General features: G+C 41.4%; 19 protein-coding genes and 2 pseudogenes. 4 read left to right on the top strand and 17 right to left on the bottom strand.

The features are described 5' to 3' along the window. Nucleotides 1-18: 18 nt before the first annotated feature. The 5 genes from FTU36_RS09240 to FTU36_RS09260 form a co-directional block, all read right to left on the bottom strand. Nucleotides 19-423, bottom strand: coding sequence for a DUF3106 domain-containing protein (locus FTU36_RS09240; RefSeq protein WP_180054931.1), 405 nt, complete (start codon nt 421-423; stop codon nt 19-21). Beyond that, nucleotides 413-733, bottom strand: coding sequence for a hypothetical protein (locus FTU36_RS09245; RefSeq protein ID WP_180117573.1), 321 nt, complete (start codon nt 731-733; stop codon nt 413-415). The genes FTU36_RS09240 and FTU36_RS09245 overlap by 11 nt, the downstream gene beginning before the upstream one ends. Next, complete coding sequence (locus FTU36_RS09250; protein ID WP_180117587.1) at nt 730-1344, bottom strand: RNA polymerase sigma factor; 615 nt, start codon at nt 1342-1344, stop codon at nt 730-732. The genes FTU36_RS09245 and FTU36_RS09250 overlap by 4 nt, the downstream gene beginning before the upstream one ends. A 159-nt stretch (nt 1345-1503) precedes the next feature. Then, a complete protein-coding gene (locus tag FTU36_RS09255; RefSeq protein ID WP_180117575.1) occupies nt 1504-2280 on the bottom strand; it encodes an RNA methyltransferase in 777 nt (258 codons plus the stop codon). Nucleotides 2281-2332: 52 nt separating this feature from the next. Next, nucleotides 2333-3307 (bottom strand): class 1 fructose-bisphosphatase, encoded by a 975-nt coding sequence (locus FTU36_RS09260; RefSeq protein ID WP_180073584.1) that lies wholly within the window; start codon nt 3305-3307, stop codon nt 2333-2335. Nucleotides 3308-3491: 184 nt separating this feature from the next. Here FTU36_RS09260 and FTU36_RS09265 point away from each other — a divergent pair, with 184 nt between their 5' ends. After that, nucleotides 3492-3689 carry an NF038105 family protein gene (locus FTU36_RS09265; RefSeq protein WP_078190373.1) on the top strand — a complete coding sequence of 66 codons (198 nt, stop codon included), beginning with the start codon at nt 3492-3494 and terminating at the stop codon, nt 3687-3689. 263 nt (nt 3690-3952) lie between these two features. Here FTU36_RS09265 and pal read toward each other — a convergent pair whose 3' ends face one another. The 11 genes and pseudogenes from pal to FTU36_RS09320 all read right to left on the bottom strand — a co-directional run bounded on the left by pal (nt 3953) and on the right by FTU36_RS09320 (nt 14131). Continuing rightward, nucleotides 3953-4522, bottom strand: a complete 570-nt coding sequence (gene pal / locus FTU36_RS09270; protein WP_078190372.1) for a peptidoglycan-associated lipoprotein Pal — start codon at nt 4520-4522, stop codon at nt 3953-3955. Between the two features lie 68 nt (nt 4523-4590). Beyond that, entirely contained in the window at nt 4591-5874 is a 1284-nt protein-coding gene (gene tolB / locus FTU36_RS09275; RefSeq protein WP_171319182.1) for a Tol-Pal system beta propeller repeat protein TolB, read from the bottom strand. 554 nt (nt 5875-6428) lie between these two features. Further along, nucleotides 6429-6734 (bottom strand): annotated as a pseudogene (locus FTU36_RS09280) (cell envelope integrity protein TolA); the annotation flags it as partial. 275 nt (nt 6735-7009) lie between these two features. Further along, nucleotides 7010-8302: a cell envelope integrity protein TolA gene (gene tolA / locus FTU36_RS09285; RefSeq protein ID WP_180117577.1), complete on the bottom strand. Its 1293-nt coding sequence runs from the start codon at nt 8300-8302 to the stop codon at nt 7010-7012. A 3-nt stretch (nt 8303-8305) separates the two neighbouring features. Then, nucleotides 8306-8755 carry a protein TolR gene (gene tolR, locus FTU36_RS09290; RefSeq protein WP_078190369.1) on the bottom strand — a complete coding sequence of 150 codons (450 nt, stop codon included), beginning with the start codon at nt 8753-8755 and terminating at the stop codon, nt 8306-8308. Continuing rightward, nucleotides 8755-9453, bottom strand: coding sequence for a protein TolQ (tolQ, locus tag FTU36_RS09295; RefSeq protein WP_078192037.1), 699 nt, complete (start codon nt 9451-9453; stop codon nt 8755-8757). The genes tolR and tolQ overlap by 1 nt, the downstream gene beginning before the upstream one ends. Before the next feature lie 27 nt (nt 9454-9480). Then, nucleotides 9481-9888 carry a tol-pal system-associated acyl-CoA thioesterase gene (gene ybgC, locus FTU36_RS09300; RefSeq protein ID WP_078190367.1) on the bottom strand — a complete coding sequence of 136 codons (408 nt, stop codon included), beginning with the start codon at nt 9886-9888 and terminating at the stop codon, nt 9481-9483. 216 nt (nt 9889-10104) lie between these two features. Beyond that, the gene (locus FTU36_RS09305; protein WP_180054940.1) at nt 10105-10752 is read right to left on the bottom strand and encodes a hypothetical protein; all 648 of its coding nucleotides are present in this window, start codon (nt 10750-10752) and stop codon (nt 10105-10107) included. 98 nt (nt 10753-10850) lie between these two features. Then, a complete protein-coding gene (ruvB, locus tag FTU36_RS09310) occupies nt 10851-11858 on the bottom strand; it encodes a Holliday junction branch migration DNA helicase RuvB (RefSeq protein ID WP_168378058.1) in 1008 nt (335 codons plus the stop codon). A 219-nt stretch (nt 11859-12077) separates the two neighbouring features. Continuing rightward, the gene (gene ruvA / locus FTU36_RS09315; RefSeq protein WP_180026954.1) at nt 12078-12680 is read right to left on the bottom strand and encodes a Holliday junction branch migration protein RuvA; all 603 of its coding nucleotides are present in this window, start codon (nt 12678-12680) and stop codon (nt 12078-12080) included. 110 nt (nt 12681-12790) lie between these two features. After that, nucleotides 12791-14131, bottom strand: a complete 1341-nt coding sequence (locus tag FTU36_RS09320; protein ID WP_180009963.1) for a deoxyguanosinetriphosphate triphosphohydrolase — start codon at nt 14129-14131, stop codon at nt 12791-12793. Nucleotides 14132-14591: 460 nt separating this feature from the next. On the opposite strand from FTU36_RS09320, the gene purL reads away from it, so the two are divergent. The 3 genes from purL (at nt 14592) to FTU36_RS09330 (ending at nt 19376) form a co-directional block, all read left to right on the top strand. Then, nucleotides 14592-18428 (top strand): phosphoribosylformylglycinamidine synthase, encoded by a 3837-nt coding sequence (purL, locus tag FTU36_RS09325; RefSeq protein WP_180117579.1) that lies wholly within the window; start codon nt 14592-14594, stop codon nt 18426-18428. Nucleotides 18429-18755: 327 nt separating this feature from the next. Then, nucleotides 18756-18884, top strand: coding sequence for a KGW motif small protein (locus FTU36_RS16735; RefSeq protein ID WP_257224022.1), 129 nt, complete (start codon nt 18756-18758; stop codon nt 18882-18884). Between the two features lie 78 nt (nt 18885-18962). After that, on the top strand, nt 18963-19376 hold the full coding sequence (locus tag FTU36_RS09330; RefSeq protein ID WP_180117581.1) for a hypothetical protein: 414 nt from the start codon (nt 18963-18965) through the stop codon (nt 19374-19376). A 6-nt stretch (nt 19377-19382) separates the two neighbouring features. Here the strand turns inward: FTU36_RS09330 and FTU36_RS09335 are convergent. Beyond that, a pseudogene (locus FTU36_RS09335) lies at nt 19383-19473 on the bottom strand (IS5/IS1182 family transposase); the annotation flags it as partial.

The raw sequence follows: 19473 nt of genomic DNA on the forward strand, positions 1-19473 counted from the left end.
ACATACTGTTGTTTTTGATTAGTGAACGACAGCGATAGGCTGTAAATATTTATTGATATACTCATCGCGAATAGCAGGTCTTTCATCAGGACTAGCTTTTTGCATACGTGTCGCGAGTTCTTTACGTTCTAAAGTACTCATTTTTTGCCATGTTTCGCGCATACGCTGCTTTTCACTATCTGGAAGTTGGGTGAACCAATCCATGCGCTGTTGCAAGCTGACACGTTGATCTGCAGGAATCTCTTTGAGAGCCTGATACTTTTTAATTAAAGCCTGTTGTTCTGCTTCAGATAGCGAATCCCAAGTTTCATTGACTTGAGTATTTGCATCTTTTGAAAATATCCAAAAGCGATCAAAGCCAGCAAAACTGGTTTGCAAAAAACTAAAAGCACAGAATGCAATTGCTAATTTTTTAGCTGCCATGTGGAACTTTGTCCTCACCCAGAACCATCAACATTTCAAGATCCTCCACCATTTGAGGGGAGAGCTTAGGGGTTGAAATCACCTGATTTTGTGGTTTGTCATCCAGTACAGTCGCATTCGGTAAAATGACAAAACCTGCAATTGCTGCTGCAAGTGCAAAGCCAGACATTTTCCAGAAACCATAACGTGAAGTTTCGTGCTGATGAATATCTTCAAGCACGTTATTCATGACAGTTGCTTTGTCTTTGTGGTGCTGTGCGAGTCCATCAAGTTTGGAAGTTACTTGCTTTAAGAAATCATCTTGTTTCATTCGGATGATCCTCCCATATGTGGATTCAAATGTGCCAAAGCGGTACGTAAACCTTGAATGGCACGGTGGTAATGTGTTTTCACACTGCCTTCGGAACAATTCATAATTTCTGCAGTGGTATGCGTATCAAAGCCTTCCCAAGCTCGCAACATAAATGCTTGTTGCTGGCGGACTGGAAGTTCTGCGATAGCATCTTGTATTTCCTCTGCAGTGACAGCCTGATCCAGAAAGTCGAAAGGGTTTGGTGTAGATTCATCTACAACATCCTGTATTTCGACATCGTCGTCATCTAGGCTGACTTTTCTAAATAGGGAAAACGGCTGCGAACGACGTGCTTCCTTTCGACGCCAATCTTGCAGCTTATTATTTAAAATGGTGTAAAACAGGGGATACCATTCCTCTGTGGACTTTTCAGCATAAGCTTTATGTAAGGAAATAAAGGCTTCTTGCACCAAGTCCATGGCAATGCCATGTTGACCGTGCGTTGCACTTTCCATCATTACTAAAGCACGCCCCGTCACTTCATTCATGAAGTTTTTCAGGCGAGATTCAGCTGTGCTCTTCAGAACACTACTATTTTGGGTCTCGGACTGTTTGGGTGCTAAATCCATAGGGATGGAAAATCCTGTCATTGGACACCCACCATTATTTCCATATTCATACTTAAATAACGTTGGAAATAATGGTTAGGTTGACAAAAAGAATTATTATTTTTCTAGTGTAATCTATTTTTTTGAATGGTCGCGTCTTAATAAAATAAAGTAACGATTTTACTGACGTTGGCGAACCATCTCAAAAAAGCAGATTGAACCGGCAATTGCGACGTTAAGTGATTCTTGTCCACCCGGTTGGGGAATGGCAACTGCTTCCGCATGTTTTAATGCATACTCAGAAACACCTTGACCTTCATTGCCTAAAATCCACACACATTGTTTGCGCAAATTTTTGCTATATAGGTTTTCAGACTGATGTGAGCTTGTTGCATACACTGGAATTTTGAATTTCGTCAAAATATCTTCAAGGGCAATATTTTCAAACGTATTTAATGAAAAATGTGCGCCCATACCTGCGCGTAATACACGTGGTGACCAGAGCGATGCAGAGCCTTTGGTACAAACAACTTGCTCAATACCTGCCGCAGCAGCAGAACGGAGTAGGGTGCCTACATTACCGGGGTCTTGAATATTGTCTAAAATTAAGGTGTCTTCACTGAAGTTAAGTGCTTCACTTGAACTTGGTAAATCCACAATCGCTAAGCAAGCAATAGATGTTCCAAGTGTACTGATATCTTTGTATAAAGATTCACTTAGAATGAACACCGCACCTTGATATTGTTCCGCAATGCGGTCGAAATCGGCATGGTTAATCGCTTGTTCAGTGGTGAAAATCGATTTGATTGGACGTTTTGAGTCTAACCATGACAACACCAAGTGTGTGCCTTCCAAAACAGTTTGACCTTGTTTTTTACGGTAGGCATTTTGTTCGATTAAGCCACGGAGGTGCTTAATTTTCGGGTTGTCTTTTGATTCGAGATAAATCAGAGCCATGAGGGAGATATCCACGAAAGTCAGCAAAAATACTGACTTTCGTTATAAGAAATTAATTATGGTATGACGTAACTAGGTCAACTTCGTTTTTAGAACCAATAATCACAGGAACACGTTGATGAAGTTCTGTTGGTTGGATGTCTAGAATGCGGACACGGCCTGTTGTAGAAGCACCGCCAGCTTGTTCCATCAACATACTCATTGGGTTTGCTTCGTACATTAAACGTAGACGACCTGCTTTTTTCGGATCTTTGAAGTCGTATGGGTACATGAAGATACCGCTACGGCAAAGAATACGATGAATATCACCCACCATGCATGCGACCCAACGCATATTGAAGTCTTTTTCACGCGGGCCAGTTTTACCTGCAAGAAGTTCGTCGATATAACGTTTTACAGGTTCTTCCCAATGGCGTTGGTTCGAAGCATTGATGGCATATTCTTTAGTATCTGCTGCAACCGCAATCGCATCTTTAGTTAATAAGAATTCTTTGCTTTCTGGATCAAAAGTAAAAAAGACTACGCCAGCACCGACAGTTAGAGCCATCATTGTTGATGGGCCATACAATACATAACCTGCAGCCGCTTGGTTAACACCCGCTTGCATGAAATCTTCAGCTTGCGTTACCGCATTTTTTGCAGGAAGAATTGAGAAAATTGTGCCCACACACATATTGATATCGATGTTGCTTGAACCATCTAATGGGTCAAACAAGACAAGATAATCGCCATTTTCTTGAGCTGGAGTGAATTCATCTAATTCTTCAGAAGCCAAACCACCGACATGTGGATGAATTTTCAATGCATCGATGAGGTAATCATTTGAAATGACATCAAGTTTCTTTTGTTCTTCACCTTGAACGTTTTCGTGTTGCGCGCTACCCAATACACCAGCCAAAGCACCTTTTTGTAATAGAAGGTCAATGTCTTTGCATGTATTACCAATTGTTTCAATAACTTGTGCTAATGCAGGAGTAAGATTACCACTTTGCTGTTGTAGAAATTGGGAAAGGGTGAGATTTGACATAACCGGAAAACTCCAAATATTAATTTATCAAAAATGATAAAAATGTGATTGTGCAACATTTTAGATGAGAACGAAGGAAAAGAAAAATTAAACTAGACTATTTGTCGTGATTTTACCCTTGCAAGTCCTGAATAACATGCTATGTTGAATCTAATGTATAAATCGAAAGACAGGGAGCACAACAATGACCACACAAAAATTTGATGCGACTCCGACTGCAACTGAGGGATTGAATTTAGACGATATTTCTGCGGATACCGTAAAAGCTGCATGGAGCAGTTACGAAGCAAAAGCAGAGTATAAAAAGTTCAATAAACATGACCTCATTGAGTCGATGCAAACAGAAAAAGAAAATGCTGAACATCCAGAAGCAGAAGCGTAATGATTTGGATTGTTAAGCTAATTTTCTAGTTGGTAAAGCTAAGGATCTCGTTTTAAAAGTCGTTCATTTGCATTTTAATTGATTATTTTTTATGTTCTAAAGCCGCTAACTGAATTTATCCTGAGTTAAAGGGCTAAATTGAGTTAAAGCACAGAACGTTGCAACAGAACGATGCAAATGAAACGATATAAATAAAATGATACCGGTTAAATAAAAAAGCACTCATCAATGAGTGCTTTTTTTAGCTCAGACTTTTTCAAGTCTTATTTAAGCAGCGGAGGAACAGCTTCGTAGTTAATTTCTACACGACGGTTTTCTTTCCATGCATTTTCATCATGACCCGCATTGATTGGCATTTCTTTACCATAGCTGACTGCTTCAAGCTGATTTGGACTTACGCCTGTTGTAATTAGGAAGCTTTCAACAGCTTTGGCACGACGTTCACCAAGTGCCATGTTGTATTCACGAGTACCACGTTCATCGGTGTGACCTGTTAAAGCCACACGTGAGTTTGCATTAGCAACTAGGAACTGAGCGTGAGCTTGAAGGGTTTGTAAATCTTCATTGCTAAGCTCTGTACTGTCGTAGTCAAAGTGTACTACGCGCTTCGCTAAAAATGCTTTATTCGCTTCAGTTACACCTTTCGATGAGGCACCTGCAAGGTTTTGTGCATTGAGTGCTGCATCTTCACTTAAACCTGAAGTGTTTACAGTGGTTGAGCCATTTGGGTTTTGTCCTGCTTGTACATCTGCAGCAGGTTTACGGCTGGCACAACCAGTCATTACTAATGCTGTAGCTAAAACAGGTAGTGCAATCAGTTTCATCGCGTTCATATTGATCTCCATGACAGTTATTTATGATGTTTCATTAAAAAGTTATTGTTGAATAAATCATGCAGTGTTTATTTCGGTGCCCAAGCTGGTTCACGAACTTCACCTTGTTCACTTGGTAAGTTCATGCGGAAACGACCATCTAAAGACATGATCGAGAGCAAACCACGGTTTGCTTCACGTGTTGCATACACCACCATTTGACCATTTGGAGAGAAGCTTGGTGATTCATCTAAACTGGTTGGCGTTAAAATATTGGTTACACCAGAACCAATGTCTTGAACTGCAACTTTATAGTTACTACCGCTAGGACGATGTACCAAAGCTAATTTTTTACCGTCCGCACTTAACGTACCACGTGCATTGAAAGCGCCACGGAAAGTTAAACGTTTGACACTTTCAGCACTTAAGTTGTAGGTATAAATTTGTGGAGAGCCGCCACGGTCAGAGGTAAAAATAAATGATTTACCGTCAGGGGCATAACGTGCTTCTGTATCAATCGCTGTGTCATTGGTCATGCGTTTTAATTGGCGAGTCTGTAAATCCATTTGATAGATTTCAGGATTGCCATGCATTGAAGCGGTAAACAACATCGATTTACCATCAGGTGAGAAGCTTGGTGCACCATTCAGGCCACGGAAACTTGCTACTTTTTCACGGTTACCACTTGCTAAATCTTGGATGTAAATCGCAGGGCGTTTGGTTTCAAAAGAAACATAGGCTAGCTTTTTCGCATCAGGTGTCCATGCCGGGGACAGGATAGGATCACGTGAAGTCAAAATGGTACGGGGTTGTTCACCATCTGTATCTGCAATTTGTAGGGTATAGCGCTGATCTGGTGTTGCTGCATTACGCAATACATAGGCAATACGTCCGCTGAAGTCACCAGGAATGCCAGTTAAAGCTTGATAGATCGCATCACTGATCATGTGCGCTGCTTGACGGTAACGTGAAGCAGGTACAGTGAGTAGTTCATTTAACAGGTATTGTTTTTTTTCAACATCATACAGTTGGTAGTGAATTTCATAAGAGCCATCAGCCGTTGTTTTTGATGTACCTGTCACAACATAGGGTACGCCCGCAGCTTTCCATGCTTCTGCATTAGGTGAATTTATTGTTGCAGTTGCAGGTAAGTTTTTAGAAGCACTGGTAAATTTACCTGAGCGGTTCAAGTCATTTTCAACCACAGGATAAATATTTGAGTCATTACTAAAAGGCACGATCGCAATTTTAGGTGCTTCTTCAGGAGCTTTAGTGATTTCGAGGTGAAGCTGCGCATGCGTTTGAGTCACTAAAACTGGGCTCAAAGCAGTGAATACGGCTAAGCAAAGAAGATGTTTACGCGTCATTTCCATCATTCGCTAATTACTCTAAAAATGTGAGTTATTGTCTGTATTTGGTTGTGTCACATAATGGCATGATTTTGGGATATTAAAAGCATGAAAATATGACTGAACTGTTATAACACTGTGAAAAATGCAGAGATTTTATCCGAGTTTCGTCAAGTCTAGCTTAAAAATCATGAACACAACATCACATTTTGGAATGAAAATGATAATTCTTTAGTTATAACATTCTATTTTTGAATCAAGTGTTTAGAAAATTTTAGTAATACTTGATGTTGCTGAGTCCCACATACACGGCGTTATATAGAACGAAGACAAGAATGGATCAATTAGTCGGGGCTAGAGCTTTATAAAAGCTCAAGTATTGAAACACACAGGTACAATCGATTGAGTATTCATTTTAGGAAAGGGGGGGAACTGGGGGGATGGATGTAGAAGCTTAAAAATAAACATCATACCAGCGATGAAACTTGATCTATTGAAGATAAGAAAAAATGGGTATGGGGTGATTCATTGCTTAACCACAAAAAAATCCCCGCAAGCAATGCACGGATTTATCAAACTTAATTTGAAGATCTAAATGTAGAGGTAAAACTTTGTGCTTCACGTCTAGCATCTGGGTCGCTAGGCATCGGATATGGTGCAGCAGCACGAACTGCAGCCTCAATACTGGCTTTCATATCAGGATCACTGGAGCTTACGATGACTGCTTGGACAGCACCTGTTTTAGATAAAATCACGCGAGCAATGGCCGTTTTACCGCTAGAGCCAGGTGGTGTATCCCAAGCACGTTTGATTTTATGTTCAAAATCACGTTTAGCTGTTGAAGCGATTTTCTTGGCTTCCGCTTTTTTCTTTGCATCTTCTTCATTTAGAGCATGTGAAATGGGTTTAAGAGGCTTTTTTACGTCCTGTACTGATTTCTCAGGTTGAGTTGTTTTAGCATGATCCATCAGCAAAGCATTAAATTGTTCAGGTGGAATATGGTCAGGCATGGTCGAAGAGGGGATGTAAATTGAACGATTTTCGGCGAATGATTGAGAGCCTAGGAGTGTTAGTGTCGAAAATAATAATGTTTTCATGTTATATAATTCAGTATATAAGTAAATGAAAAATCCCCACAAGGTTTGCAGGGATTTAAAAATTAACGTGATGACTTGAAGGTGGACGTAAAACTTTGAGCTTCACGTTTTGCATCTGGGTCACTCGGCATTGGGTATGGTGCAGCAGCTCGAACAGCAGCCTCAATACTGGCTTTCATATCAGGATCACTAGAGTTCACAATCACTGACCGAACTGAACCACTTTCCGTAAGGGTAACGCGAGCAGTTGCCGATTTACCCGCAGAGTCAGAAGGTGTGTCCCATGCACGACGGATTTTATTTTCAAAATCTTTCTTTGCAGTAGATGCAATCTTCTTCGCTTCAGCCTTTTTCTGTGCGGCTTCTTCAGCTGCTTTTTTAGCTGATGAAGCTTTGGCTTCTTCGGCTGCACGTTCGCGTGCTTCGGCATCGGCTTTAGCCTTTGCATCTGCCTTGGCTTTTGCATCGGCATCTGCTTTACGTTTTGCAGCTTCTGCATTGGCCTTGGCTTTTGCATCAGCATCTGCTTTACGTTTTGCAGCTTCCGCATTGGCCTTGGCTTTCGCATCAGCATCAGCTTTACGTTTTGCAGCTTCTGCATTGGCTTTAGCTTTTGCATCAGCATCAGCTTTACGTTTTGCAGCTTCCGCATTGGCTTTAGCTTTGGCATCGGCGTCTGCTTTACGTTTCGCCGCATCTGCATTGGCCTTGGCTTTTGCATCTGCATTGGCTTTTGCCGTTGCTGCAGCTTTGGCTTTGTCAGCTTCTGCTTTTCTTAATGCATCGGCACGGATTTTTTCAGCCTTGGCTTTTGCATCAGCATCTGCTTTACGTTTTGCTGCGTCAGCATTGGCTTTCGCCGTAGCATCTGCTTTTGCCTTAGCCGCATCCGCTTTGGCTTCTTGTTGCGCTTTTAGTTTTGCAGCTTCAGCCGCTTTAGCTTGTTCTTGAGCACGCTTTGCATTGTCCGCAGCTTTTTGTTCAGCAAGCTGCTGTGCTTTTGCCGCAGCGCGTGCCTGTTGAGCAGCAATCTGTGGATCTGCCTTAGGTGGTTCTGCTGGCTTAGGTGGTGCAGCCGTTGGAATCTCGGGTGCTGGTTCAACGCTAGGTTCTGCTGTTTGCGTGATTTGTTCAGCTACATTTTCATGCGCGGTTTCATCAAACTCTGTGACTTCACGTGTTACAGGTTTTAAATCTTCCGGTTTTACCAAAACAGTGGTTATTTTTTTAGGGGGCTCAGGTGGTTTACTCATGCCAAGATAAAGTAAGCCAACCACAGCGACGATATGCACACCCAGTGTGAAACCAATCGCAACGGCTTTTTGTTTAAAAGGCGGCTTGTTGAAATCTTTCATAAATTATTTTAATGGCTCAGTCAGTAAACCTACTTGTGTTAAACCTGCATCTTGAAGGGCAGACATGAGTTTCATGACTTCACCATAAGGACGAGATTCACTGCCGTTAATCAGGACACTCATTTGCTTTTTCTGTTCGTTGGCTTCATTTTGTGAAGCAGTTAAAACAGATTTTAGTTCATCGAGTGTGAGTACATCATTTTGATGATTTTTATCTTCGAGTTTGATCGTACCATCCGCCTCAAGTGTAACAATCGCAGGGCGATCTTCCGCTTGCATAGGCGTGCCATTCGCCTGTGGTAAGTCGACTTTGACACCTGTGGTGATCATAGGTGCAGTGACCATGAAAATCACCAAAAGAACTAACATGACATCAATATATGGTACGACGTTCATGTCACTTTTTAATGGTTTTTTGATGCGCTCAAAGCGTCCAGAACGTTGAATAGCCATTAGTCATTGTCCTGAGTTGAACCTACAGACTGGCGTTGTAATAACGCAACCATTTCTTCGGCAAAAAGAGCACGATCGTTATAAACGGCTTCACCTTTGGCTGTAAAATGGTTAAATGCTAGTACAGCAGGAATTGCCGCAAAAAGACCAATGGCCGTTGCAATCAATGCCTCTGCAATACCAGGAGCAACCGTAGCAAGGGTGACTTGGTCAACATCTGCTAAACCAATAAAGGCGTTCATAATGCCCCAAACGGTACCGAATAAACCGACATAGGGTGCAACCGAGCCAATACTCGCAAGCGCGCCTAAACCATTTTCTAAATGTCCTTGGTCACGGCTTAAACCCACACGAAGAATACGTTCTGTACCTTCAATTGATTGTTCTGCGCTGGCATTACGTTTTTTAAGTTTGAAAAACTCGCCTAAACCTTGATAGAAAACATCTTCAAGGCCAACACGTTTCGAGTTGAGCTGAGCATTGTTGTATAAAGTATTGAGTTCGGCGCCAGACCAAAATATTTTTTGGAAATGTTCATCGTCAGCCTGCGCTTTTTTATAACTCATGTGTAACTTGGCAATCAGATACCAACTGAATAACGAAGCTAAGAGCAGCAGGAGCATTACCAGTTGTACGACAGGACTTGCTTGTAAGATGAGGTCTGAAACTTTGAGTGTTGATTCTAGTTGAGTTGCCATAGTTACTACATGTGCCAAATAATTTTTTTAATCTTGTTCCAATTCTTTCAGAATCAGTTCACGTATTTCATCAGGAAGGCGACGGGGTTTCATCTCTGCACTGATACATGCCAATTCTACCTCACCTGATGCCAGCATAATATCACCACGATAAATATTTTGTTGCAACACAAATGACGTAGCCTTACACGAAACTACACTTGCTGTAACAGTAATCAGGTCATCCATTAATATAGGGCGTGAATATTTCACATTAATTTTATGAACGACAAAGTTGTAATCTTTTTGATGCCAATAATGGTCTACACCTGAAGCGCGTAGCCATTCTGTGCGGGTACGCTCCATAAAGCGAATATGATTTGCGTGGTAAACAATGCCACCTGCATCTGTATCTTCAATATATACACGAATGTTGAATTCGAATTTATTCGCCATGAGAGTGTTCCGTCTTTATAAAATCTGAAAAATATTGTTCTGCACTTCAGCATAGAATTAGAGCATTTAAAAATGGCGATAATTCAATGATTCGTCAAGTGCTTCAATGACGGGCAGTTTAGCACCGTGAGTCATCAGTCCAATGGCACAAGGTTTCAACTCACGTAAATCTTTAACTTCCGTAGTTGTAATTATTGATTAAAAAAGAGACTGCTTTTAATTTGTTTGTTCATCTAATTTAAATTTTGTATCGACAAAATCCTGTAGATGAGCTGCTAAATATCCCGCAATATGAAAGTGAGTTTCTTCCATTTTCTTTTTCTGTTGCTTTGGGAGTAATGCTTTTAAAGATTCATACATATACGTTAAGCAGCAAAAGCCAAGGCCAATAACTAACATGAGTAAAAGTTTATTAGGTAGATCTATCCAGAAAAACACATAAACGAGTATGACTAAAGTAAAGAATGAGAAGCTGAAATACAACGTATTAATTTTTGCTGGCTTAAAGTTTTCCTTGACCAAAGCTTGTACGTCGTCGTGATAGTACGTCCCAATAAAAATGAGGGCAGAAGTATAGTTGAAGCTCAGGTTTTTTATACGATATGCAGAAGGCGATTGTTTAATAGTTAAGATATTATCTTCACTTACTTCTATGGTTTCTTTGCTAAGAATGTTTTCACATTCGACAGTGATAAAATAATTGTATTCGGTGTGGAATAAGCTTTCAAAATCACTCATTTGTTTTGGGCTAAATGAACTGATAGGTTGTTCTCTGGGAATGTGTTCAATGGCACTGTCTAATGGTAGGTTTTGAATGTAGTCGCTATTAATTTTGTTAATTATTCTATTCTCAAGATTTATCATTTTAGTCTATTGTTTGTAGTGGCTTGAATTTATTTTAAAAATTTAAATAAACATGCAGGGAGCATTTAACTCCCTGAAGTCGTTCAGTGAATTATCGTTTACTTATCTTTCGGCTCTGGTGGTGTCATCCCAAACTGTAAATACGCCATATTGGTGGCAATACGTCCACGCGCAGTACGCATGACATAGCCTTGCTGAATGAGGTAGGGCTCGATTACATCTTCTAGCGTCCCTGAGTCTTCTGCCATAGCAGCAGCTAGAGCTTCTACACCTGCAGGGCCACCATCAAAACGCTCTAGTAGCATTGATAAATAACGGCGGTCTAGCGTATCTAAACCATCTTTATCGACATTTAGCATGTCCAAAGCACGTTGAGCCATCTCTTGGGTTACTTCACCTGTGCCTTTGACTTGCGCATAATCACGGACCCGGCGTAATAAACGGTTTGCAATACGAGGTGTCCCACGAGCACGGCGTGCAACTTCTTGAGCACCTTCGGCGGTCATGGGCACATCCATCAAGTTGGCAGAACGAGTCACAATATGCGTTAAGTCTTTGACAGAATAGAACTCTAAACGTTGTACGATACCGAAACGGTCACGTAAAGGAGAGGTCAGTAGGCCTGCACGAGTCGTCGCTGCAACAAGAGTGAAGGGTGGTAAATCCAGTTTGATCGAACGGGCAGCAGGGCCTTCACCAATCATGATGTCGAGTTGGTAATCCTCCATCGCTGGATAGAGAATTTCCTCGATGACCGGTGAAAGACGATGGATCTCATCAATAAATAAAACATCACCTTCTTCGAGGTTGGTTAGCATTGCAGCCAAATCGCCTGCACGCTCAAGGACGGGGCCTGATGTTGATTTTAAGTTGCCGCCCATTTCACGGGCAATAATATTGGCCAGTGTGGTTTTACCTAAACCCGGTGGGCCAAAAATTAAGGTGTGATCAAGTGCTTCTTCACGGCCACGTGCAGCACCGATAAAGATTTCCATTTGTTCACGGACGACAGGCTGCCCGATGTAGTCATCAAGGGAAGTTGGGCGGATGGCGCGGTCGAAGTGGTCTTCGGGCTTTTCGGAACCACTGATAAGACGGTCTTGCATATAATTAAATCAATCTCTGGCTGAACTTTCGAGGCACAGCCTCAAGTTGTGATTTGTGTTAAGGTGCCATTGTGTAGGCATTGCTTTACTTTTGAAAGATCAAAAGTAACAAAAATCTTGTGTTGGATTGAGGATATATCCTTATATCCCAATCCAAGATGGCGACATTCATGTCGCCTTCGTGTATACAATTTAGGTGTATTGGTATGTCTATTTGAATTATTTATTCATCGACTTAAGTGCTGCACGGATAATGTCGCTGGCTTCAGTATAATCAGCTTTGACGGCATTAATTAGCTTTTGTGCTTCAATTGGCTTGTAACCTAATGATTGCAATGCCGCCTCAGCTTCGGCAACGGCAGAGTTGCCTGTAAATTGAATTTGTTCAACAGTTGAATTGGTTGGTGCAGTCCCTGAAGCCATGGCTTTAAAGCGATCACGTAACTCAATCATGAGGCGTTCAGCGGTCTTTTTGCCTACACCCGGAACTTTGACTAAAGTGTTTACATCTTCATGTTCAACCGTGTGAATCAGCATTTCAACACTTAATGTTGATAAAATGCCCAGTGCCATTTTAGGGCCTACGCCGTTAACTTTTAACAGTGTGCGGAAGATCAGTTTTTCTTGAGCATTGCTAAATCCATACAGCAGTTGTGCATCTTCACGTACAGCCAGATGTGTCCACAAGGTAATTTTTTGACCTTTTTGTAGTTGGCAAAATGTTGAAAGTGGGGTGTCAATTTCATAGCCCACACCATTTACATTGAGTAATACCGTTGGTGCTTCCAATGCCAGCACTTCGCCAATTAAACATCCGATCATGTCATTTATTCACTTTATTTCAGTTTAGTCTGAGCCATTTGCTCAATTTCAATTTGTTGTGAGATTAGCGTGAAGGCCAGCGAATTACTAGCCTTCACATTTTTTCAGGTTTAAAAGAAACCAACTTTATTGCCTTGAAGTTCTTGTGCAAGGTTATAAGCCTGATGGTCTGAAAATTTAGAGATAATATCCAATACTTGCATGATGTTTTCATAATGCAACGGCCCAAAATGTGCCCCCGAACGGTGAAGAATGGACATCAGTCGTTGTTCTTTAAAACTCAAAGTTTTATTTGGCGTAGTTAGAGGAATAAAGGCATCTAAAATATTTTGTAGACTTTGATGCGCAATAATCTCTAAGCCTGCTTTTTGTGGATGTTCAAAAATTTTATCGCGAGCTAATTCTTTCGCTCGGTTAATTCCACGCTCAATATCTTCACTGCAATATTGCAATAAACTGCCTTTAAGTTGACCTGACAAAATTTCATGATGATGGCGGGCGAAGGCTGTCGTGACTTCTTCGACTAGACGTTTCATCACTCGACCACGTAATGCGGCAATTTTTTGTTGCCAAGTGGTATCAGTCATCGCCAATTCGGCAGGTATGCCATAGTCACCGACCAAATCAAGGAAAATTGGCTCAACTTCGTTATAGTTCAACATGTTGAGGATAATGCCATCTTCAAGGTCAATTAAGGCATAACAAATGTCATCTGCGGCTTCAAGCAAATAGGTCAACGGATGACGACAGTAGTGATATTCGCCCAGTTGAATTAAACCGAGTTGTTCTGCAATTTGCTGTAAGATTTCCTTTTCTGCCTGATAGCAGCCAAATTTAGCCCGTTGGCTCGCGGGTTTATTGCCTTGCGATGCAATGGTTTTTGAAAGCCACGGGTATTTTAAATATGCACCTAAAGTTGCATAGGTTAAACGCATACCACCATCATTCGGATGATAGTCAATTTTAGTCAGTAGGCGTAAACCTTGGGCATTACCTTCAAACTGACGCACATCGGCTTCTTCTTCAGGGCTTAAGTCCTGTAAAAAGTTGGTATGCGATGCGTCATCAAACCATTCTCGAATGGCATATTCGCCTGCATGGCCAAAAGGTGGATTACCAATATCGTGTGCCAAGCACGCAGCTTGAATAATTGCACCGACATCGGCAGGTGAAATCCACATCGGGAGTTCATCTTTAATTTTTTCCGCTGCCAACATCCCCAATGAACGTCCAATACAAGACACTTCTAAAGAGTGAGTCAGGCGAGTATGAATACCATCGTGTTGGGTGAGGGGATGGACTTGGGTCTTGCGATTAAGCTGTCGAAAACTCTGCGAAAATATAATGCGGTCATAGTCTTTGTGGAAGGGGCTACGTGCCTGTTCAGAACTGTGTTTATTGCTACCAATACGAACTGTAGAAAGAAGTTCAAGCCAACGCATTTGAGTCATTTATCATTATTCAGTTATTTACTAAAAACTATGATGCCAAACTTGTGACTAAAGTAATAGTGGGTAGCGTCATAGCTTGACACTTTATTTAAGGGTATCGGTGTAGGTGTAGAATTATTCGTATTAAGGTAGGGTGTTTTTAAGATAAATATTATTCATTGGCTAGACTATTCGCTGATTCAAACCCATTGGTAATGCCGCCTTGAAAGCCTCAAAATTCTAAAATTGATATTAATTTTCGATTAATGTTTTTTACAATTTATTTTGTGCTAAGCTGCGCTGCTGTATTCAATCTTTTTGACTGAAAATAAAAACAAAATTTAAAAAATCTTGTGCCATTCTCGAACAGAAAATGCTTTTCCCATCTAGCTGATTTCACCAATACACAGTAGAATATGCGCTCTCTTCAAGTCACATTGCGGCTTGGTTCAAAAGACCAGCCCGTGGAGCCAAAATCAGCATGTTTATCGTGGCCGGTGCACCAGCACACTCTTCTTTTAAGAAAACGCAACTATTAACACGTCTATCTTCGATTAGTTCTGTTCAAGAAATTGAAAGCCAATTGGTCTATCTATTTGACCAAGCGCTAAGCGAACAGCAACAGCAATCTGCTTTACAGCTGCTTAATGATGGTCAATCTTTTGAATTGCGCCAGCCAGCAAGTGATGAAGTCCAAATATTAGTGACGCCACGCGTTGGGACAATCTCTCCGTGGTCGTCGAAGGCAACAGACATTTTCGCCAACTGTAATACACCGGTTCATCGCCTTGAACGCGGTGTTTTATTTACTTTGAAGGGCGTAAATGCTGTTTCTGATGAAGTAAAACTGGCATTGCATGACCGCATGACAGAAAGCGTGTTCAATCAAATTGAAGAAGCGACTGCGCTGTTCTCTGAAACTGAACCAAAGCCGTTAAATGCAATTGATATTTTAGGTCATGGCAAAGAAGCTTTAGTGAAAGCAAACTCTGAGTTTGGTTTTGCACTATCTGACGAAGAAATTGATTATTTAGTTGCAGCGTTTAACAAGCTTGGTCGTAACCCGCATGACATCGAATTGATGATGTTTGCTCAAGCAAACTCAGAGCACTGCCGTCATAAAATCTTTGGTTCAGAATGGACAATTGATGGCGAAGTTCAGCCATTGTCATTGTTCCAAATGATTAAAAACACCTATAAAGAATCTCCAGATGACGTTTTGTCTGCATATAAAGACAACGCATCAGTGATCGTGGGCTTTGACACTCAACGTTTCTATCCGAAAAAAGACGAAGAAACAGGTCAGCACGTTTATAAATATAAGAGCCAAGCTGCTCACATCTTGATGAAGGTGGAAACGCATAACCATCCGACAGCAATTGCGCCATTTGCAGGTGCTGCGACAGGTTCAGGCGGTGAAATCCGTGATGAAGGCGCAACAGGCCGTGGCGGTAAGCCAAAAGCAGGTTTAACAGGTTTCACTGTTTCTAACTTGAACATTCCTGGTTTTGAAAAGCCTTGGGAAGAAAACTACGGTAAGCCGTCTCGTATGGCATCTCCGCTTCAAATCATGATTGAAGGCCCATTGGGTGGTGCTGCGTTTAACAACGAATTCGGTCGTCCTGCTTTAAATGGTTACTTCCGTACCTTTGAACAAAATGTAAATGGCGACGTAAAAGGTTTCCATAAGCCAATTATGATTGCTGGCGGTTACGGTAACATCCGTCCTGACCATGTTGAAAAAGATGCAATCCAACCGGGCGATCTTTTAATCGTACTTGGCGGTCCTGCAATGTTGATCGGTCTAGGCGGCGGTGCTGCGTCTTCTGTAGACAGCGGTAAGTTAGGTGAAAACCTAGATTTCGCATCTGTACAGCGTGAAAACCCAGAAATGGAACGCCGTTGCCAAGAAGTGATTGATGCATGCTGGCGCATGGAAGATCATAACCCAATCGTGTCTGTACATGACGTGGGTGCGGGCGGTATTTCAAATGCAATGCCTGAACTTGTGAACGATCATGAGTTAGGTGCAATCCTTGATCTTCGTAAAATTCCATCACTGGAAAAAGGCATGTCTCCGATGGAGATTTGGTCGAACGAAGCACAAGAGCGTTATGTATTGGCAATTCGTCCAAGCTCTTTAGAATTGTTTGAATCACTGTGTGCACGTGAACGCTGCCCATTCGCCGTACTTGGTGAAGCAACTGAAGCACGTCAATTGACAGTAAACGATCCATTGTTTGAAAACAAAGCTGTGGATATGCCTATGCAAGTGATGCTTGGTGGTACACCGCGTATGAGCCGTTCATATGAAACCATTGAACGTAAAGGCGATGATTTCACTGCTGAAACTGTCACAGATTTGAAAGATGCGATTTACCGCGTTCTTAAAAATCCAACAGTTGCATCTAAATCGTTCTTGATCACCATTGGTGACCGTTCGATTACAGGTATGGTTGCACGGGATCAGTTCGTCGGTAAGTGGCAAGTGCCTGTAGCGGATGCTGCGGTAACAACAACTAGCCTTGTCGGTTATACAGGTGAAGCAATGGCAATGGGTGAGCGTCCACCAGTTGCGTTGTTGAATCCTGCTGCTTCTGCACGTTTATCTGTAGCAGAATCGATTTCAAACATTATGTCTGCAAAAATCGACCAGATCAGTGACATTAAATTGTCTGCAAACTGGATGGCTGCTGCAGGTCAACAAGGTGAAGATCAAGCGCTATTCGAAGGTGTTAAAGCCATCGGTATGGAAATGTGTCCTGCACTAGGTATCGCAATTCCAGTAGGTAAAGACTCATTGTCTATGCGTACCACTTGGAATGACGAAGGCGAAGACAAATCTGTCACTTCACCAATGTCAGGCGTGATCACAGCATTTGCACCTGTGACGGATGTTCGCAAAACATTGACACCTGAACTTAAAAATATCGAGTCTGTACTGGTACGTATTGATTTGTCTAAAGGTCAATTCCGTCTAGGCGGTTCGATCCTTGCTCAGGTTTATAAAGCAATTGGTTCTGTAACACCTGACGTAGACAGCTTCGATGACTTCAAAGCATTCTTTGCATTGGTTCAAGACTGGAACAACCGTGGTCTAATCAAGGCTTACCATGACATCGGTGATGGTGGTCTATTGGCAACTGTTGCAGAAATGATGTTTGCTTCACGCTTAGGTGCAGCACTTGAAGATCAATCGACTGCAAGCTTGTTTGCAGAAGAAATTGGTGCAGTGCTTCAAATCAGCAAAGCGGATTGGGCTGCATTAGAAGCTGAAGTTGCAGCGTCTTCATTGCGCGATGCAATTGCGGTTGTGGGTACTGTAAACGATACAGATACTTTAACTGTAAATGGTTTGAGCTTAGACCGTGCTGAATTACAGCAAGCTTGGACTGAAGTGTCGCATCAAATCCAACGTCTGCGTGACAACGTAGAAACTGCGGATCAAGAATATGCGTTGATTGCTGACAAATCACATGCAGGTTTAATTGCAAAACCAACATTTGATTTGAACGAGCCAATCGAAGCACCGTACATCAATGAACGCCGTCCAAACATGGTGATTCTGCGTGAACAAGGTGTAAATGGTCATGTAGAAATGGCTGCTGCATTCGATAAAGTCGGCTTCAACACTGTAGACGTACACATGAGCGACTTGCTTGCTGGCCGTATCAGTCTTGATGACTTTGAAGGTTTAGTGGCATGTGGCGGTTTCTCTTACGGTGACGTATTGGGCGCAGGCGGCGGTTGGGCTAAATCAGTATTATTCAATCCTAAACTTCGTGACCAATTTGAGAAATTCTTCAACCGTGATGAAACTTTCTCTCTAGGTATTTGTAACGGCTGTCAAATGCTGTCTCAGCTTGCACCACTCATTCCGGGTGCAGAAGCTTGGCCTCGTTTCCACCGCAATACTTCAGAGATGTTTGAAGCGCGTGCTGTAAACGTACGCGTTGAAAAATCAAATTCTGTATTGTTAGAAGGTATGGAAGGTTCGATTCTTCCTATCGCTGTTGCACATGGTGAAGGCCGTGTGGTTGCTAGCGCGGAAAACATTGCAGCATTGAATGCAGGTGATCAAGTGATCTTGCGTTATGTAGATAGCCAAGGCAACCCAACACAGCATTACCCAATGAACCCGAACGGTTCACCAGAAGCGATTTCAGGTGTAACGTCTAAAGACGGCCGTGCAACGATTATGATGCCGCACCCTGAACGTAACTTCCGTGCGATTCAGCACTCTTGGAAACCTGAAGATTGGGATCAAGACGGTGCTTGGTTACGTATGTTCCGTAATGCACGTAAATTTATTGGTTAATCTTAGATAGATGAATCATAGAAAAGAGCCGCCTTCGGGTGGCTTTTTTTATGGTTGAAATTTACCAAAAGATATATTAATTATTGTGAATGCTTATTTTTACACATATAATCGCTTTCGATTTTTAACCACCTACGGGTGGTTTTTTGTTGGTTTTTAAATTTTATTTCTCCCGCTGAACTTGGTTTAGATTTTGCTTTTATATTTGTGGAATCATGCTAGTGTGTATTTTATGCACAATAACTATGCAAGATAAAAGATAGCAAGATAAAAGAAAGATGGATAAGTAAACGAGTTCAGTATCAACACTCATGATGAGGTGATGACATGATTAAAACAGTGGAATATTCGGCAGTGGATAAGTCTGCGTTGCGTAGAAAGGGCTGGAAGCTTTTTGGTGGAGTGGTGTGTTTGCAGTTGGTGTTTTTAGTTTTGGGTTATGTTTTACAGATGTAATATTTGAACAATTGAAACCGCCGTGAGGCGGTTTTTTATGTAAACTAATGCATAATTAAAAAACTGCAAAAATTAATAATGAGCTTTAAACAATTTGTATTATTAAAAGATATAAAAATATTTTTACTTTTAGGCTTTATGTTTCCGTCAACATTGTTAAGTGGGTGCTTTCCTATTTTAAAAACGAAGCATCCGAAAATTAATATAACTGTTATCAATGAGCAAAATGAAAAGTTGGACGATGCAGAAGTATTTTTAAATCTTACAACATGGCAAGGCAAGTCTTTTACTGAATCTACATTAAAAAAAACACAGGACGGAATTGCTACATTTTCTGCAGAGAAAAGTTTGCAATTTATTCATATATTTCCAGCAAAATATAGTTGGTCGATTTGCGTTTATAAAAATGGATATAGTCAAAATAGTTTTGTGCCAAAAAGTTCAAATAATCGAACACAAAATTTAGGGTGTGTTGACATTTACAGCCGATAAATTGAGCTAAAGAGGCAACCATATAAATATACAAGCTAAAGCAACAGCGCTTTGATAGTTACGTTTTAGCTTATCGTATCTTGTGGCAATTCCTCTA

The sequence above is a fragment of the Acinetobacter sp. YH12096 genome (assembly GCF_013419215.1).
Classification (GTDB): Bacteria; Pseudomonadota; Gammaproteobacteria; order Pseudomonadales; family Moraxellaceae; genus Acinetobacter; species Acinetobacter amyesii.

Bases quoted from the DNA above. Each gene is read 5' to 3' on its own strand.
- FTU36_RS09240 (WP_180054931.1), bottom strand. From the start codon at position 423: ATGGCAGCTAAAAAATTAGCAATTGCATTCTGTGCTTTTAGTTTTTTG.
- FTU36_RS09245 (WP_180117573.1), bottom strand. From the start codon at position 733: ATGAAACAAGATGATTTCTTAAAGCAAGTAACTTCCAAACTTGATGGA.
- FTU36_RS09250 (WP_180117587.1), bottom strand. From the start codon at position 1,344: ATGGATTTAGCACCCAAACAGTCCGAGACCCAAAATAGTAGTGTTCTG.
- FTU36_RS09255 (WP_180117575.1), bottom strand. From the start codon at position 2,280: ATGGCTCTGATTTATCTCGAATCAAAAGACAACCCGAAAATTAAGCAC.
- FTU36_RS09260 (WP_180073584.1), bottom strand. From the start codon at position 3,307: ATGTCAAATCTCACCCTTTCCCAATTTCTACAACAGCAAAGTGGTAAT.
- FTU36_RS09265 (WP_078190373.1), top strand. From the start codon at position 3,492: ATGACCACACAAAAATTTGATGCGACTCCGACTGCAACTGAGGGATTG.
- pal (WP_078190372.1), bottom strand. From the start codon at position 4,522: ATGAACGCGATGAAACTGATTGCACTACCTGTTTTAGCTACAGCATTA.
- tolB (WP_171319182.1), bottom strand. From the start codon at position 5,874: ATGGAAATGACGCGTAAACATCTTCTTTGCTTAGCCGTATTCACTGCT.
- tolA (WP_180117577.1), bottom strand. From the start codon at position 8,302: ATGAAAGATTTCAACAAGCCGCCTTTTAAACAAAAAGCCGTTGCGATT.
- tolR (WP_078190369.1), bottom strand. From the start codon at position 8,755: ATGGCTATTCAACGTTCTGGACGCTTTGAGCGCATCAAAAAACCATTA.
- tolQ (WP_078192037.1), bottom strand. From the start codon at position 9,453: ATGGCAACTCAACTAGAATCAACACTCAAAGTTTCAGACCTCATCTTA.
- ybgC (WP_078190367.1), bottom strand. From the start codon at position 9,888: ATGGCGAATAAATTCGAATTCAACATTCGTGTATATATTGAAGATACA.
- FTU36_RS09305 (WP_180054940.1), bottom strand. From the start codon at position 10,752: ATGATAAATCTTGAGAATAGAATAATTAACAAAATTAATAGCGACTAC.
- ruvB (WP_168378058.1), bottom strand. From the start codon at position 11,858: ATGCAAGACCGTCTTATCAGTGGTTCCGAAAAGCCCGAAGACCACTTC.
- ruvA (WP_180026954.1), bottom strand. From the start codon at position 12,680: ATGATCGGATGTTTAATTGGCGAAGTGCTGGCATTGGAAGCACCAACG.
- FTU36_RS09320 (WP_180009963.1), bottom strand. From the start codon at position 14,131: ATGACTCAAATGCGTTGGCTTGAACTTCTTTCTACAGTTCGTATTGGT.
- purL (WP_180117579.1), top strand. From the start codon at position 14,592: ATGTTTATCGTGGCCGGTGCACCAGCACACTCTTCTTTTAAGAAAACG.
- FTU36_RS16735 (WP_257224022.1), top strand. From the start codon at position 18,756: ATGATTAAAACAGTGGAATATTCGGCAGTGGATAAGTCTGCGTTGCGT.
- FTU36_RS09330 (WP_180117581.1), top strand. From the start codon at position 18,963: ATGAGCTTTAAACAATTTGTATTATTAAAAGATATAAAAATATTTTTA.